This window comes from Mesorhizobium sp., from assembly GCF_024509055.1.
In the GTDB taxonomy this organism is placed as follows: Bacteria; Pseudomonadota; Alphaproteobacteria; order Rhizobiales; family Rhizobiaceae; genus Mesorhizobium.
In genome coordinates this window covers 46,401-61,035 of sequence record NZ_JANINM010000520.1, presented here as the reverse complement: position 1 = coordinate 61,035, position 14,635 = coordinate 46,401, and the positions used below count along the sequence as shown (strand labels likewise).

The following is a 14,635-nucleotide window of genomic DNA, read 5'->3' as shown; positions in this document are numbered from 1 at the left end:
CCATGGCCTTGCTGGAAGTCCGCGATCTGCGCCTCAGCTTTGGAGGGCTGAAGGTCCTGCAGGATATCTCGTTCTCGGTGGAGAAGGGGGCCATCAACAGCCTCATCGGGCCGAATGGCGCCGGCAAGACGTCGCTCTTCAATTGCCTGACCGGCTTCTACAAGCCGAAGGGCGGCTCGATCCGGCTGGGCGGCCGGCCGATCACGGGCCTGCCGCCGCACCGCATCACGGCGCTTGGGCTTGCGCGCACCTTCCAGAACATCCGGCTGTTCAAGGAAATGTCGGTGCTGGAAAACGCCATGTCCGGCCAGCATTGCCGCAGTCGCCATGGCATCGTCTCGGCGATCCTGCACCTGCCCTCGCAACGACGGGAGGAGGAAAGGATACATGCGGGGGGCATGCGCTGGCTCGACTTCGTCGGCATCGCTGAGCATGCGCATCGTCTCGCCGGCGGCCTTTCCTATGGCGACCAGCGACGGCTCGAACTTGCGAGGGCGCTGGCCTCGACCCCGGAGATCATCCTGCTGGACGAGCCTGCCGCCGGCCTGAACGAACGCGAGAAACTCGACCTGGTGCATTTGATCCGCCGCATTCGCGACGAGACGGGCATCACCGTGCTTTTGATCGAGCACGATATGGGCCTGGTCATGCAAGTATCCGAAAAGATCGTCGTTTTCGACTATGGCCAGAAGATCGCCGATGGGACGCCCGAGGCCGTGCGCGCCGATCCGAAAGTCATCGAAGCCTATCTCGGCACGGAGGATTGATGGACACCGATATCGTCCTTTCGGCCGACCGCATCGTCACGCGCTACGGCAGCATCGAAGCGCTGCACGGCGTCAGCCTCTCGGTCAGGCGCGGCCAGATCGTGGCGCTGCTCGGCGCCAACGGCGCCGGCAAAAGCACGACTTTGCGAACGCTGTCCGGCCTGGTTGCGGCGTCCTCGGGAAGTGTCCGGTTCCTGGGTGAGGACGTGACCCGGGTCCCGGCCCATCGCTTACCCCATCGCGGTCTTGTTCATGTTCCCGAGGGACGGCGCATCTTCGGCGACATGACGATCAAGGAGAATCTCGACCTGGGTTCGTTCACGCTGAGCGATGATGTCGAGCGGCGGCGGCGGCTGGACCATGTGTTCGAGCTGTTCCCGATCCTGGCGCGACGGCACAACGGCGACGCAAGGAACCTGTCCGGCGGAGAGCAGCAGATGCTTGCGATAGGAAGAGCTCTCATGGCGGCTCCAAAGGTGCTGCTGCTCGACGAACCTTCCATGGGGCTGGCGCCGCAGTTGATCAAGGAAGTCATGAACATCGTGCAACGCCTCAATCGTGAGGGCGTGACGATCCTTCTGGTGGAGCAGAACAGCAAAGTCGCCTTGAAGTTCGCCGACTACGGCTACGTTCTGAAGGGTGGACGCATAGTGCTTGAAGGGCGGGGAAGCGATCTAGCGAACGATGATGCCGTCGTCAGCGCCTACCTAGGCGGTGTCGCGGCCTGACAAGCCAACTGTCAATGTGTGGATTTGCGCCGTTGGGGCGCGCTCTACGCGGGACGCAGGGTGCTCGCCCGCACGCGCAGCACTGCGTCGGACAGCATCGGGCCATCGACCTGTTCGCCCTCGATCAGGCGCAGCAGCATGGACACGGCGAGCTTCGCCTGCAGCCCGGGCTGCAGGTCGATCGCGGTGAGGGCGGGATCGTTTCGCTCGGATCCGGGGCTGTCGATGCCCAGAGCGACCAGTACGTCGTCGGGAATGCGCACTTCGGCGTCGCGGCACGCCCGCAGCACACCTTCGCGATACTGCTCGGCGGTCGCGATGATCGCGTCGGGACGGTCGGCGGCGCGCAGCAGCCCGAGAGCCGTGTCGTAGGGGTCGTTGTGCGCCTGGTCTAGCGGAATAAGGCGCACGGATTCGGGCAGCCCGCGCTCAGCGGTCCAGTCGCGATAGGCGGCAACGCTCTCTTCGGCCCACGACCAACTCGCGTCGGCGCTGATCAGCGCGATACGCCGCGCGCCCTGGTCGTGCAGGTGGTCGAGCAGCGTGCGCAGGTTGGAGCCGTGATCGCTCGTGACAGCGGAGCGCCCGTCGGGTCTGGCCGCATCGCGCTCGACCGTGACGACCGGAGTGCCGAGCCGCTCGAGGGCGGCGAGGCGCTCGTCGTTGCGCACCGGGTCGCACAACACCACGCCGTCAGCGCCGAGCAGTCGCCAGCCGTCTTCGCCCGTCAAGGTAGGCGGGGTGAGGGTGAGCGCGTAGCCCGCCTCGAACGCGGCGGTCGCCGCGGCCCGCGCCACCGCCATGTAGAAGTCGAGGTCGAGCATCGGCACCGCGCCATCGTCGACGGTCGGCAGTGCCAGCGCGATCGTTCCCGTGCGACCGAAGCGAAGCGCAAGGGCGGCGCGGCTCGACTGATATCCGAGCTCGGCCGCCATGCGTCGCACCTGGTCGCGCGTCTCCTGCCGTAGCTTGCCGCTGCCGTTGAGCGCCGCCGAAACCGTGCTCGTCGAGACGCCGAGCTCACGTGCCACGTCGTGGATGGTGACCCTCCTGGCGGCGGTATGATTATGCTTTGGCATGGATCGCGGTCTCTCCATCGTCGGCAGGCAGTGCGACTCCCTCAACTATACACGAGTTCGGTTGCGACGCGTCGCGATGCCACGACTGCGCCACGTCGCACGGTGAAGCGCGAGCCAGCCTCGTTGCGCAGCGCGTGCAGGCGGTCCGGCGCCGAGAGCACGACGAACGAGGCGTCCGACCCGACCGCAAGCGTGGCGGGTTTGACGCCGATCGCGGCCCGTGCGGAGCTCGTGATCATGTGCCAGGCGTCGTCGATGCCTTCGCCCTCCCGTCCGGCGAGCGGCAGCGCATGCCAGCCGAACCGCGCCCGCTCGAGCGGGTCGAGGGTACCGAGTGACTCCCAATTGTCCTCGTGGTTGCCGGTGCCGATCGTCACGTTGACGCCGGAGTCGAGGAGTTCGTTCGGTCGGGAGACGCCACGGAAGGGGTATGTGCCTTGCAGGTTCGACGGGCAGACCGTGATCGAGATGCCGGCCGCGGCGACCTTGTCGATCACGCGAGCGGCATCGGCGTCGGAGTACGTCTCGAGCGCGCCGACGTGATTGGCGTTGACGAGGCCCTGCATGCCATAGGCGGTCGTCAGTTCGGCGAGCGGCTCGAGCAGCCGCTCGGTGGGGTCGGTGAAGTAATCGATGTTGATGTCGATCGGCACGCCGAGCCGCTCTGCGAGCTCGAAGACCTGGCGCAAATGGGTGAGCCGCGCCGTGTCGTCGACCTCGTTGTTGGGCCAGCCGCCGACGCGGTCGGCTCCCATGCCGAGCGCCGCGGCAACGAGGTCGTAGGCGCGAGCGTCGCCAACCAGCCCCTCCTGCGGAAAAGCGGTGACGACCATGTCGATGATGTCAGCGCATGCTTCGCGGGCCGCGAGCACGCCCTCGACCGAGACGAGTCCCGTGACAGAGTCGATGTCGGCCTGCCCGGCCACCACGCCGACCCCCTCGATTGCGCAGGCCCGCAAGAAGCGGGAGGCGCGGTCGGTGACGTCTTCCAACGTGAACGCCGCCTTGAGGACCCGCTGCCGCTGCATGAACACCTCGCGCGGACCGCTGGTCGGCAGCCCGAGTTCGGCGATGCGCTCACGGCTGTACACCTTGTCGGGGTGGCTGTGCGGCTCGGCGAACGGCACCGTGGCAAGTCCGCCTCGCGCATCGATGCGCATGGCGGCGGTGACCCCCTCGGCGGAACCTGGGCCGATCGCGGCGATCAAGCCATCTCGCACCACGATGTCCACTGGGTCGTTGGAGCCACCGTCGAGCCGGCAGCCGTCGACGACCAACTCGGCCGGGCCCAATGCGTGTGTCTGCGCGATCGCGCCGTTCTGCTCAGAAGCCATCACGATTCACATCCTTATAAAGCAGATAGGCTGACGGACCCGACCCTGTCGCCGTGAAGGCCTGGGTGCAGTATGGCGCCATGTAGATGAAGTCGTCCTGCTGCACGTCGAGGTGGTCTCCGTCGAGGTGGTAGACGCCACCGCCTTCAAGCAGATAGAGGCCATGCTCCTGATGGTGGATCTCGACCATCCGGAACCGGGCGCCTCCCCGGAAGCGCATGATGTTCATCGCAAGGTCGAAGCGCTGGTCGCCGGGCAGCAACCGACCCCAGCTTCCGTCGATGCTCTCGTCGTCGGCGCCGGCGACCTCGGAGAGCCGGCCAGTGACGACCGGCGGCGCCTCGACACCGTCAACGGCCAGGTAGCGCTTCTTGACCCAAAGCAGGCGAGCAGCGGTCCTTGCCGCCAGTGAGAAACTGCGGCCCTCGGGGAGGAAAAGATAGCCGCCGTCGCCCAGCGCCCACTCCGCGCCTTCCTCAGGGGACGCGACCATGACCTCGCCCTCGAGTACGATAAGGAAGTTCTCGAAGCTCGCGCCCAGCGGCAGCGCACTCGCCGCGCCAGCCGCGAGCTTGAGCAGGTACTGGCCGAAGCGGGCCGGGCTGCCTTGGGGGGCGGCTAGCACGACGGCTGCGTATTCGGGCAGGCCCGGCAGGGTGTTCTCGACCATCGTGTCCGGCGTCATCAGGTAGTAGCGATTGCCGACGCGGCCTCGGCTCGCGCTCAGATGGTCGTTTCGGTACGGCGTCGTCACGCGGGGCTCCGTTCGAGTGTGGGGGAGGAGATGGTGGGAAGCGGATCGAGGTAATGGCCGCCGACGATGAGCGGATGGCCATCCACGGTGATCGTCGGCCGGTCAACGACGAGGTCGACATGCACGCCGGAGCTCCAGTCGGCGCCGGTGTAATCGCCGAAGGGGTGTCCGAGCGCGATGTGGCAGCCGGGCACGTTCTCGTCGAACAGCAGGTTGCCGGTGAGCGCGGTGGACTCCCGGTTGGTGCCGACAGCGAACTCCCCTATGCGGCCGGCATGCTCGTCGCGGTCGAACCATTGGCGCAGCCGCGCCGCCAGCGCGGCATCGGAATGGTCAAGTCGCACAAGCCGTCCCGCCTGTATTTCGAAACGCACAGGTTCGGCCAGCAGGCCGGTGGCGGCGTTGAAAGGGTAACCGATCACGGACGCGGCGATGACGCCGTCGGCGGAAAGCGGCGTACAGAACACTTCGCCCTGCGGCAGCCGGCCTCCTTGGCCGGCGGCGCGGTACAGCCCGGTGAGAGCTATCCACGGTCGCTTGGGATCAAGCTCGAAGCGAATGTCGGTGCCGAGCGTACTGCGCACCGTGATTTCGCGGGCCCCGATGAGCAGTCCTCGCACCTTTTGGCTGAACGCGGCCACCTCGCGATAGTCGGTTGCCATGCCCACGCCCAGACTCGTCGCATCGAGCGCGGGCATCTGCGCATGCCTGGCCCCAAGCTCGTCGAGCCTCTCCCAGAAGCGTGGATCCCAGGCCAGGCGGTCGGTGGCGTCGCGCGCTGCAAAGACGGTGACAGTCGGTCTCATTTCGTCGAGGGCGCGTTCGATGGCAGCGAAGGCAGCGGGGTAGTCGGCGTCGAGGTCGCCGACGAGGCGGACGGCGGTAGGTGCGAACGCGGATGCCGCATCCACGATGTGCTGTGCGAGGTCCCGCGTCGCAAGGTCGGTGAGCACAAGAACCCGGTCGTCATGGGTGACCGCAAGGCAGGTGCGCAGGAGTTCGTCGGCGCCACGGGCTAAGTCGGCGGCGTTGGCCGCAGGCGCGCGAGCGGACGCTTCGCCTGTATCTGATTGTCCGGGGTTCACCGGATGCCTCCATCTGTCACCGCCGCGGGTGCTCCAGCCGACAACGGAATAAACTGTCCCGAACCGGCAGAGCCGACGAGCCGGCCGTCGAGCACGACGGGTTTGCCGCGCATAATCGTCGAGATCAGCTGCAGGGTGCTCGGCCGACCGTCATATGGCGACCAGCGGTCCGGCCCGAATTGCTCTTCGGCGTTGACAGGATGCTCGGCACCGGTCCGCAGCACGGCGAAGTCGGCATCGGCTCCAACGGCGATGCGGCCCTTGCGCGGCGCGGCGGCGCAGAGGTCGGCGGGGCGGCTCGTTACCAGGGCGAGCGCCTCGGGAAGCGTCCAGCCACGCCGCAACGCCTCGTCGAGGAACAGCAACGCGAACTCACGCGCGCTCTGGATGCCGAAGGGGCCGTCAAGCGCGTTGGTGGCGGCAGGCGCCTTGTCGGAGAGCGAATAGGGGCAGTGGTCCGAGACAACCGCATCGATCACGCCGTCGCGCAACCGTCGCCAGAGCGCCTCGACGTCGGAGCGCGGGCGCAGAGGCGGGGCGCATAGGGCACTCCAGCCGAGTCGCAGGAAGTCGTCGCTGTCGAGCAGCAGGTGATGCGTCGTTGCCTCGCAACTTGCTTTCACGCCTCGCTCGCGCGAGGCGGTGACGAGATCAACGGACTCCGGCACGGAGAGGTGTACGAGATGCACCGCGCCCCCGGTCTCCTCGGCGAGTTCGAGCACCCGGCGGACCGCCTCGATCTCGATCTCGGGCGCCCGTGCCGCGAGGACGGCCGCGCAGTCGATCCGGCCCGCCGCGCGCTCGTGGCCGATCGCGGCTCGCAGCCGGTCACGGTCTTCGGCATGCACGAGCACGAACCCGCCTTCGCGGGCGGTATTGGCGAGCCCTTCCCGTAGCTCGTCATCGGTTGCTGGGGGAAAGTCCATGTTGTTATCGGGCAGGAATGCCTTGAAGCCGGCGGCGCCAAGCGCGCGCTGCCCGTCAAGCTCACGGAGGCTGGGTTCCGTAAGCGCGCCCCAGAGGCCGAAGTCGACAACCGCCCCTGTGGCGGCGCGCTCGCGCTTTGCGGCGTAGCGTTCGGCGGTCGTCGTCGGCGGCGTCGAGAACGGGTGCTCGATGACGAAGGTGCAGCCGCCGAGCGCGGAGTTCGCCGTGCCGACGTGGAAGTCGTCGGCGAGGTTGATGGCGGGGTTGTCGAAGTGCACATGAAGGTCGACGAAACCCGGGGAGACGACGTCGCGACCGGCGTCGATCATCCGAGCGGCGCCCGCCGACGTCGTCGGATCGCAATTCGCCTCGATCGCGCTGATGCGGCCGGCATGCACGAGGATCGTGGCTTGCACGAGTTCACCGTCAATGAGTATCCGTTCGCCGCGTACCGCGAGGTCGGGGGCGGTCATCGCGGGATGACTCCGCGTGCCGGCCGAGCGGCCGCACCGCCGCCCAAGGCGGCGCCGAACGCATCGACGTCCATGATCCGCTCCTCGACGGTGCGCCGGGCCACCACGCGCCCACCCTTGATCGTGGTGACCGGCCCGCCGGGCCGGCGCAGTGCCTCAAGCCGGTCATGCGCGCCGAGCAGCACGAGATCGGCGACCATGCCGATATGCACGTCACTGGCTGACTCGACGGCGGTATCCGCCCGAGAGCGGTTGTCGAGCGCGTGCGCCGCGCCGCCCGCGACCATGTGCCAGACTGCATCGACCTCGTCGTCAGCGAAGCCGCCTCCGACGACCGCCATGTAGATCCGGTCGAGCGGATTGAGGGTGCCTAGCGCGTACCAGCCGTCATTGAGGTTGTCGCTTCCGACGATGACCTGGGCTCCCGCCTGCCGCAGCATGTGCGGACGCGAGAGCCCTCGCAGGATGCCGTCGACGAGGTTGAGCGGAATGACGGCGACGCGCACGTCCGCCTCGGCCACCTTGTCGGCGACATAGCGTGCGTTGTCGTGGTAGCACTCGATGCCGCAGCAATGGCTCGCCATGACCCGGCCGTGCAGGCCACGGGTCATCGTCTCTTCGGCGATCACTTCGAGCATGCGCTCGCGCTCCTCGATCCAACAGTCGGCGTGAATGTCGATGTCGACGTCGAATTCCTCGGCAAGGTCGAACACGGTCGCGACATGCGCGCGCTGCGCGTCCTCGCCCTCCTCGACGTTCGGCCAGCCGCCAATGAGGTTGGCGCCGGAGCGCAGCGCCTCGCGCAGCAGGTCATAGGCGCCCGGGTCGCGGCCGAGTCCCTCCTGCGGAAAGGCAACGAGATCGACGTCGAGGATGCTCGCGACCTCTTCGCGCGCCTGCAGCACGCCCTCGAAGCCGCGCAGTCCCGCGATCGAGTCGATGTCGATGTTGGCACGGAGTCTCGTAACGCCGTTCGAGACGGCGAGTTCGAAGGCCCTGCGGGCGCGCCGTGCCACCTGTTCCGGCGTGAACGCAGCCTTGATGCGCGAGGCTCGGGCGAAATGGTTGAGGCCGGAGGCTTCGGCCGCCGGCAGTTCCGACAGGCTGAAGGATTTGTCGGGATGCAGGTGCGGTTCGACGAAGGCGCGAGCGAGGAGGCCGCCGCGTGCCTCGATGACTGTGGCGGGTGCCGCATCGGGCCGGGCCGTGCCTTCAGTCCGGGGTGTCGTGCCGGTCGGTTCAATGCAGGCAACCAGCCCTTGCTCAATAACCACGTCGTGACGGCCGGGGCGGCCGTGGATCGAGGCATCGGTAATGATCAGCGATGTCATGTGCGGTTCACCATTCCCATTCGTTGGCCGGTACGTCGAGGTCGCCTCCGGCATGCGAGATGGCGGCCTCGACGGCGACACGCAATGCCTCGGCCTGCAGCCGCAGGTCCATGCTGGGACCGTTACTGCCGACCCACGCGACGTGCTGGGGCGTGTCGGGCAGGTGGATGAAGCCGGCGCGCGTCGGCAGGTTTCGTTCGGCAATGAGGTGCAGCGCGGTGTACATGACCGAGTTGCAGCCATGCGTGGAGGCCGAGTTCGAGATGAGCGCTGGGATGCCCCGGCTGCGCATCGCATGCGTCATCGCCTTGATAGGCACCGTCGCGAGATAGGCGGTCGGACCGGCTTCCTCGACGGGCTCGCCCGCCGGACGTTGGCCATCGTCACCGGCGAACTGGAAGTCCCGCACATTGACGGCGGTTCGTTCCACGGTGACCGTGGTGCGGCCCGAGAATACCCCGGTCGACAGCACAATCGCCGGCGGCGCGTCCATCGAGGCATCGAGGATCGGGGCAAGCGCCTCGACCGGACGATGCCGCCAGTCGAGCGTGCGGCCAACCACTCGGTGGCCGGCGATCACTTCACCGTCGAGCTCGGTGGCGAGCAGCGAACTCGGGTTCACCGCATAGCGCAAGTCGACCCGCTCGGCGGTGTCTCCGAAGGCGCCGTTGCCGGTGATCAAAATCCACGGTTCGCTCACGTCATGCTCCTCTGCAATGTGCCGGCCGAGGCGTCCGGAATCTGGTCCGGGCGCCTCGCAACGGACGTCACTGTAATGCATCTGTTATCAAAGAGGAACGTTATTTTTATCAAAAAGAACGTTACACTAGCTTGACAACGATTGAGCGTCGCGCCTTTAATTCGTGGACAGCTGGCGCATGGGTTCGCGATTGGCGAGCACCCTTTCAAAGAGACCGGCGGTGGTCCCGGGCACCGATTCTCGGATGAGGTGAGGAGCAGTCATGAAGCGCGCATCCACGGTCGCATGCAGGGCCATGTTCAGAGGAGGAGCGGTGGCTGCCGTCGCGCTGGTCGCCTGCATCGGCCACGTGCAGCCGGGGCAGGCCGGCGGCCATGACATTAAGCTCGTCGAGCTCACCCCCGAGCCAAGCAGCGAACTGGACCGCATCGCCTGGGCCGTCTCTAGCGAGCCAGCTTCGCTCGACTGGATCCGCGACGCGGACACCTCGACCGGGTCGATCCTGGCCAATGTCTGCGAAGGCCTGCTGCGGCTTGCGCCGGACCTCACGCTTGAACCCGCGCTCGCCAAGTCGTTCGAGCATCCAGACGCCACCACCTGGATCTATCACCTCCACGAAGGTGTGGCCTTCCATGATGGCTCGCCGCTGACAGCCGCCGACGTGGTGTTCAGCCTGAAGCGCAACCTCGATCCCAAGGCGGGCTCTTTCTGGTCGGGCGCCTTCACCAAGGTGAAGTCGATAGAGGCGACCGGCCCGCTTGAGGTCACGGTGCGCCTGTCGGCTCCCGACGAGCTCTTCAACGCCTATATGTCGAGCCCGGCCGGCATCGTCGAGCAGGCCGCCACGGTGCAGCGCCTCGGCCAGCAATACGGCACCCCGCAGGGTGGGGTGAACTGCGTCGGACCCTACAAGTTTGCCAGCTGGCAGTCGGGGCAGTCGATCACCCTCGCGCGTGACGACAACTATTTCGACACCAAGCTGCGTGCGAAGACCAAGACGGTCGAGTTCGACATCGTGCGCGACCCCGCCGCGGTCGTGAACGGCTTGCTCTCGGGTTCGCTCGACGGCACCTGGGAAGTCGCCCCGGCCTCGATCGAGCGGCTCTCTTCCAGCGGCGTCGGCGCGGTATATTACGGTCAGAGCACACAGGGCTACAACGCCATCGTCATGGACCCCACCGGGCCGTTGGCCGATCCCGTCGTTCGCAAGGCGCTGTCGATGGCGATCGACCGGCAGGCGATCATCGACGTCGCCATCAAGGGGGCGGGTCAGGAGCAGCGCGCGCCGGCCGTGCCCGGCAGCTGGGGCTATGAGCGCAAGGCCTTCCAGGCAGCCTGGGACGACATCGAGAGTGCGACCCTCGACATTGAAGGGGCGAAAAAACTGCTAGCCACCACCAAGGCGCCCGCCAAGCCGATCGTGCTGGCGACCACCAACGCCGAGGCCCAGTCGTCGGTGATTGGCGCGGAGATCCAGTCGGCCGCTGCAAAGATCGGCCTCAAGGTCGAGCTCAAGTTGATACCGGCCGATCAGTACTACGCGGTCTACACCGACGCCGCGGCCCGCAAGGGCATCGACCTCTACCTTACCGGATGGGGGACCGACTTCGCCGATCCGTTGCAGATGTACCGCTATTTCAAGACCGGGGACCTGTACAATTTCTTCGGCTTCTCGAACCCGGAATATGATGCACTCGTCGAGCAGGCCGACGCCCAGTCCGAGCCTACCGAGCGCGCGCAGTCGATCATCAAGGCGCAGAAGATCGTTGTCGGCCAGACGCTGTGGATCCCGCTCTATGCGTCCTACAACACCGTGTTCCTGAACGCTCGAGCCACAGGCGCGCCTGCGTCCTATGTGCAGTTGCACTCGCCGTGGGCGGCGCGGATCGGAGCCGCAAAATGACACTCTGGCTGATGCCGTTGGCCCGACGGCTCGGGTCGGTCGTGCTGGTGCTCCTGGCCACTTCCTTCATCGTGTTCGGAGCTATGTACCTGGCGCCCGGCTCTCCGGAATCGTTCCTGGTGCGCGGCAACTCGGTTACCGCCGAGACGCTGAAGGCGATCCGCGACCAGTACCATCTCGACCAGCCCTTCCTCGTTCAGTACGCGCTCTGGCTGGGCGGCGTGTTGCATGGCGACTTCGGACTCTCGATCCAGTTCCGCCAGCCGGTCTCCGAGCTCATAGCAAGCCGGGTGCCGACCACGGCGCTGCTCGTCGCCTATGCCGCGTTGCTCATCCTCGTCGTCGGCGTGCTGATCGGCGTTCTCGCCGCCGTGAAGCGGGGGGCTGTCGACAGCGCCGCGATCATTCTGAGCACGGTTGCAATGGCGACGCCGTCATTCGTTGTGGCCATGGCGCTCACCTCGTTCTTTGCGGTCACCCTCGGTTGGTTCCCCGCCTTCGGGGCCGGCACCGGCTTCGGTGATCGGCTATGGCACCTCACGCTGCCGGCCGTAGCGCTCGCGCTCTCTTCAACCGCGCTTGTGCTGCGCACCACACGCACCTCGTTGATCGGCGCCCTCGGCAAGGAATATGTCGAGACAGCCCGAGTGCGTGGCTTCTCGTCGAGCCGGGTGATTTGGGCGCAGGCGTTCCGTGGCGGCATCGTGCCGGTCGTCACGCTGGCCGGGCTCGTCATCTCCGGCCTGCTGGTGACCACGACGATCGTCGAGACGGTGTTCGGCCTGAACGGCATCGGCTCGTTGCTGGTTCAGGCGGTGAACGTCAAGGATTTTCCGGTGGTGCAGGCCGTGATCCTCATCATCGTGGCGGTCTTCGTGTTGTCGAACATCGTTGTCGACCTGCTCTATCCGCTGCTTGAGCCGCGTGCACGGTCGAACGGCGGTGCCCGATGACCATTGAAACCCGGGGGGCGATCCGCTTGCTGAGGCGCCGTTCAAGATCCGTCATCCGTTACCAGGGCAACGTCCTTACGGTCGCGGCAATGATCGCCCTCGGCCTGTCGGTGCTCGTTGCGATCCTGGCGCCTGTCATCGCGCCTTACGATCCCGACCAGGTCTCGCTCGTCGACGCGCTGCAGCCATTGTCGTTTGCGCATCTTCTCGGCACTGACGAGGCGGGGCGCGACGTGCTCTCGCGCGTCATCTGGGGGGCGCGCATCTCGCTGCTCGGGCCCCTCGGCGTCGTGGCCGGCTCAACAATTATCGGCGTCGTGATCGGGGTGCTCTCCGCCTGGCGAGGCGGCTGGGTCGACAGCATACTCTCGCGCATCATCGAGATACTCTTCGCATTCCCCGGCGTGCTTCTCGCGATCCTCATCGTCGCTGTCTTCGGCCCAGGCCTCGGCTCGACGGTGCTCGCGCTCGCCATCGCCTATGTGCCGTACATGGCTCGCACCACCCGCAGCGTCGCGCTCGGCGAACGGCAGATGACGTATGTGAAAGCTCTTGAGCTGCAGGGCATGTCGGCCTGGCGCATCACCGCCCTGCATCTGGTGCCGAACATCGCGCCACTCGTGTTGGCGCAAACCTCGCTCTGCTTCGGCTATGCCATGATCGATCTCGCCGGACTGTCGTTCCTCGGTTTCGGCGTGCAGCCACCCGAAGCCGACTGGGGAGCGATGGTTGCCGCCGGCCAGTCCGCCCTGATCCAGGGCTCACCGGCACCCGCGCTCGCCCCAGGCGTGGTCATCGTCATCACCGTCGTCAGCTTCAGCCTGCTTGGCGAAAGCATCGCGGAGCGCGTGAGGAGGACGAAGGCATGATCGGCTCGATGGGCTCGCGGACGCCGGCGAGGGTGGTGGATGCCCAGGGCGAAGTGCTGCGCATAGACGACCTTTGCCTCGACATCGCGACACGCGATCGCGTCGACCAGATCCTGTGCGGCGTCTCGATCTCGTGCGCGGCCGGTGAAATTGTCGGCCTCGTCGGTGAATCGGGCTCGGGCAAGTCGATGACCCTGCGCGCCGTCGTCGGCCTGCAGCCTCGTGGCTCGCGGGTCACCGGCTCGATCCAGGTCGGCGATCGCCAGATTGTCGGGGCGGACCAGGGCACGGTCCTCGAGGTGCGGCGCGAACTCGCCGCCATGATCTTCCAGGACCCTCGCGCGCATGTGAACCCTTATCAGCGCATCGGCGCTTTCGTCGCCGACGGCCTGCGCCACACTCGAGGCTGGGACCGCATCCGCGCCCGCAAGAAGGTGCTGGACCTGCTCGACGAGGTCGGCTTGCCGGACCCCGCGACACTCGTCGACCGCTACCCGCACGAGCTGTCGGGCGGCATGCTGCAGCGTGTCATGATCGCCTCCGCGCTTTCGACCGAGCCGCGACTGCTGCTCGCGGACGAGTCGACCACCGCCCTCGACGTCACCACGCAGGCCGAGATCATGGGATTGCTGCGCCGCCTGCGCGAAGCTCGCGGCCTCGCTATCGTTTTCGTCACCCATGACCTCGATCTCGCCTCCGCGAGCTGTGACCGTATCCACGTGATGCAGGCGGGTACGGTCGTCGAGCGGGGACCGGCGCTGGATGTGTTCGAGAACCCGCAGCATCCCTATACCCGCAAACTTCTCGCGGCCATGCCGTCCCGGCTCGATACCGAAGCGCCGTTGGGCGAAGGCGCCGCGGAGGCGCGAGCACCGGCTCGCGGGGTGTCCACCAGCATCCTCGCCGTCGACTCGCTGTCCAAGAGCTACGGGCGAGTTCAGGCCGTGCGCGATGTGGCTTTCGAACTCGCCGAGGGCGGCGCCCTCGGTGTTGTCGGCGAGTCGGGTTCGGGCAAGACCACGCTCTCGCGGCTCATCACCGGAATCGAGACGGCGGAGTCGGGCCGCATTGTCATCGCCGGCGAGCCCCTCACTGCGAATGCCTCGCGGCGGGCCAGGCACGCACGCGCAGGCATCATGCAGATGGTCTTCCAGGATCCATATCAGAGCCTAGACCCGCGGCAGACGCCCGAAGAGGCGATCGACGAGATCGTCACGCTGCACACCAGCCTGCGCGGCGCCGCCCGTATCGCCAGACGAAGGGACCTGCTCGACCAGGTCGACCTGCCGGAGCGCGCCCGCGGCGCCTTGCCTCGCGAGTTGTCGGGGGGCCAACGACAGCGGGTCGCCATCGCACGCGCGTTGGCTGCCTCGCCCCGGCTGCTTTTGCTCGACGAGGCGACAAGCGCCCTCGACGTTTCGGTGCAGGCGCAGATTCTGCAATTACTCGCCCGTATCCGCGCCGAGACCGGGGTCGCCCTGATCTTCGTCAGCCACGACCTCGAGGTCGTCCGCTCGATCACCGACGAACTTATCGTCATGTTCCGCGGCGCCGTGGTCGAGGCGGGAAAGACGGAGCGGGTTCTGCGAGATCCGCAGCATCCTTACACGCGGCTGCTGCTCAGCAGCGTGCCCCAGCCTGGTTGGAATCCCGACCAGGTCTCCAGAGATCGTCGAAGCTTCCTCCGCGAGGTCGCCTGAAGAACCGGCCCGCGTCGCCATCATTGCAAGGA

Annotated in this window: 13 protein-coding genes; 6 read left to right on the top strand and 7 right to left on the bottom strand. The window is 66.8% G+C overall.

Going from position 1 to position 14,635, the window contains the following annotated elements:
• The first annotated feature begins 2 nt into the window (after positions 1–2).
• Together Q0L57_RS30855 and Q0L57_RS30850 are read left to right on the top strand one after the other, a co-directional pair.
• Complete coding sequence (locus Q0L57_RS30855; protein ID WP_296746869.1) at positions 3–767, top strand: ABC transporter ATP-binding protein; 765 nt, start codon at positions 3–5, stop codon at positions 765–767.
• Positions 767–1,495, top strand: a complete 729-nt coding sequence (locus Q0L57_RS30850) for an ABC transporter ATP-binding protein (RefSeq protein ID WP_296746868.1) — start codon at positions 767–769, stop codon at positions 1,493–1,495. Before Q0L57_RS30855 ends, Q0L57_RS30850 begins: the two co-directional genes overlap by 1 nt.
• Before the next feature lie 44 nt (positions 1,496–1,539).
• Here Q0L57_RS30850 and Q0L57_RS30845 read toward each other — a convergent pair whose 3' ends face one another.
• Genes Q0L57_RS30845 through Q0L57_RS30815 form a run of 7 tightly spaced genes read right to left on the bottom strand, consistent with a single transcriptional unit; the run spans position 1,540 to position 9,178 of the window.
• Positions 1,540–2,574 (bottom strand): LacI family DNA-binding transcriptional regulator, encoded by a 1,035-nt coding sequence (locus tag Q0L57_RS30845; protein WP_296746867.1) that lies wholly within the window; start codon positions 2,572–2,574, stop codon positions 1,540–1,542.
• Between the two features lie 41 nt (positions 2,575–2,615).
• Positions 2,616–3,908 carry an amidohydrolase family protein gene (locus Q0L57_RS30840; protein ID WP_296746866.1) on the bottom strand — a complete coding sequence of 431 codons (1,293 nt, stop codon included), beginning with the start codon at positions 3,906–3,908 and terminating at the stop codon, positions 2,616–2,618.
• The gene (gene allE, locus Q0L57_RS30835; RefSeq protein ID WP_296746865.1) at positions 3,898–4,662 is read right to left on the bottom strand and encodes a (S)-ureidoglycine aminohydrolase; all 765 of its coding nucleotides are present in this window, start codon (positions 4,660–4,662) and stop codon (positions 3,898–3,900) included. The genes Q0L57_RS30840 and allE overlap by 11 nt, the downstream gene beginning before the upstream one ends.
• On the bottom strand, positions 4,659–5,747 hold the full coding sequence (locus Q0L57_RS30830; RefSeq protein ID WP_296746864.1) for an aminopeptidase: 1,089 nt from the start codon (positions 5,745–5,747) through the stop codon (positions 4,659–4,661). The genes allE and Q0L57_RS30830 overlap by 4 nt, the downstream gene beginning before the upstream one ends.
• A complete protein-coding gene (locus Q0L57_RS30825) occupies positions 5,744–7,147 on the bottom strand; it encodes an amidohydrolase family protein (protein ID WP_296746863.1) in 1,404 nt (467 codons plus the stop codon). The genes Q0L57_RS30830 and Q0L57_RS30825 overlap by 4 nt, the downstream gene beginning before the upstream one ends.
• Positions 7,144–8,478, bottom strand: a complete 1,335-nt coding sequence (locus Q0L57_RS30820; protein ID WP_296746862.1) for an amidohydrolase family protein — start codon at positions 8,476–8,478, stop codon at positions 7,144–7,146. Before Q0L57_RS30820 ends, Q0L57_RS30825 begins: the two co-directional genes overlap by 4 nt.
• Before the next feature lie 7 nt (positions 8,479–8,485).
• A complete protein-coding gene (locus Q0L57_RS30815) occupies positions 8,486–9,178 on the bottom strand; it encodes a hypothetical protein (RefSeq protein ID WP_296746861.1) in 693 nt (230 codons plus the stop codon).
• 313 nt (positions 9,179–9,491) lie between these two features.
• Between Q0L57_RS30815 and Q0L57_RS30810 the strand changes: the two genes are divergently transcribed.
• Genes Q0L57_RS30810 through Q0L57_RS30795 form a run of 4 tightly spaced genes read left to right on the top strand, consistent with a single transcriptional unit; the run spans position 9,492 to position 14,603 of the window.
• Positions 9,492–11,081, top strand: coding sequence for an ABC transporter substrate-binding protein (locus tag Q0L57_RS30810; protein ID WP_296746860.1), 1,590 nt, complete (start codon positions 9,492–9,494; stop codon positions 11,079–11,081).
• Entirely contained in the window at positions 11,078–12,034 is a 957-nt protein-coding gene (locus Q0L57_RS30805; protein WP_296746859.1) for an ABC transporter permease, read from the top strand. The genes Q0L57_RS30810 and Q0L57_RS30805 overlap by 4 nt, the downstream gene beginning before the upstream one ends.
• Positions 12,031–12,903, top strand: a complete 873-nt coding sequence (locus tag Q0L57_RS30800) for an ABC transporter permease (protein WP_296746858.1) — start codon at positions 12,031–12,033, stop codon at positions 12,901–12,903. Before Q0L57_RS30805 ends, Q0L57_RS30800 begins: the two co-directional genes overlap by 4 nt.
• The gene (locus Q0L57_RS30795; protein WP_296746857.1) at positions 12,900–14,603 is read left to right on the top strand and encodes an ABC transporter ATP-binding protein; all 1,704 of its coding nucleotides are present in this window, start codon (positions 12,900–12,902) and stop codon (positions 14,601–14,603) included. The genes Q0L57_RS30800 and Q0L57_RS30795 overlap by 4 nt, the downstream gene beginning before the upstream one ends.
• Positions 14,604–14,635: the final 32 nt, after the last annotated feature.

Bases quoted from the DNA above. Each gene is read 5' to 3' on its own strand.
- Q0L57_RS30855 (WP_296746869.1), top strand. From the start codon at position 3: ATGGCCTTGCTGGAAGTCCGCGATCTGCGCCTCAGCTTTGGAGGGCTG.
- Q0L57_RS30850 (WP_296746868.1), top strand. From the start codon at position 767: ATGGACACCGATATCGTCCTTTCGGCCGACCGCATCGTCACGCGCTAC.
- Q0L57_RS30845 (WP_296746867.1), bottom strand. From the start codon at position 2,574: ATGCCAAAGCATAATCATACCGCCGCCAGGAGGGTCACCATCCACGAC.
- Q0L57_RS30840 (WP_296746866.1), bottom strand. From the start codon at position 3,908: ATGGCTTCTGAGCAGAACGGCGCGATCGCGCAGACACACGCATTGGGC.
- Q0L57_RS30825 (WP_296746863.1), bottom strand. From the start codon at position 7,147: ATGACCGCCCCCGACCTCGCGGTACGCGGCGAACGGATACTCATTGAC.
- Q0L57_RS30820 (WP_296746862.1), bottom strand. From the start codon at position 8,478: ATGACATCGCTGATCATTACCGATGCCTCGATCCACGGCCGCCCCGGC.
- Q0L57_RS30805 (WP_296746859.1), top strand. From the start codon at position 11,078: ATGACACTCTGGCTGATGCCGTTGGCCCGACGGCTCGGGTCGGTCGTG.
- Q0L57_RS30800 (WP_296746858.1), top strand. From the start codon at position 12,031: ATGACCATTGAAACCCGGGGGGCGATCCGCTTGCTGAGGCGCCGTTCA.
- Q0L57_RS30795 (WP_296746857.1), top strand. From the start codon at position 12,900: ATGATCGGCTCGATGGGCTCGCGGACGCCGGCGAGGGTGGTGGATGCC.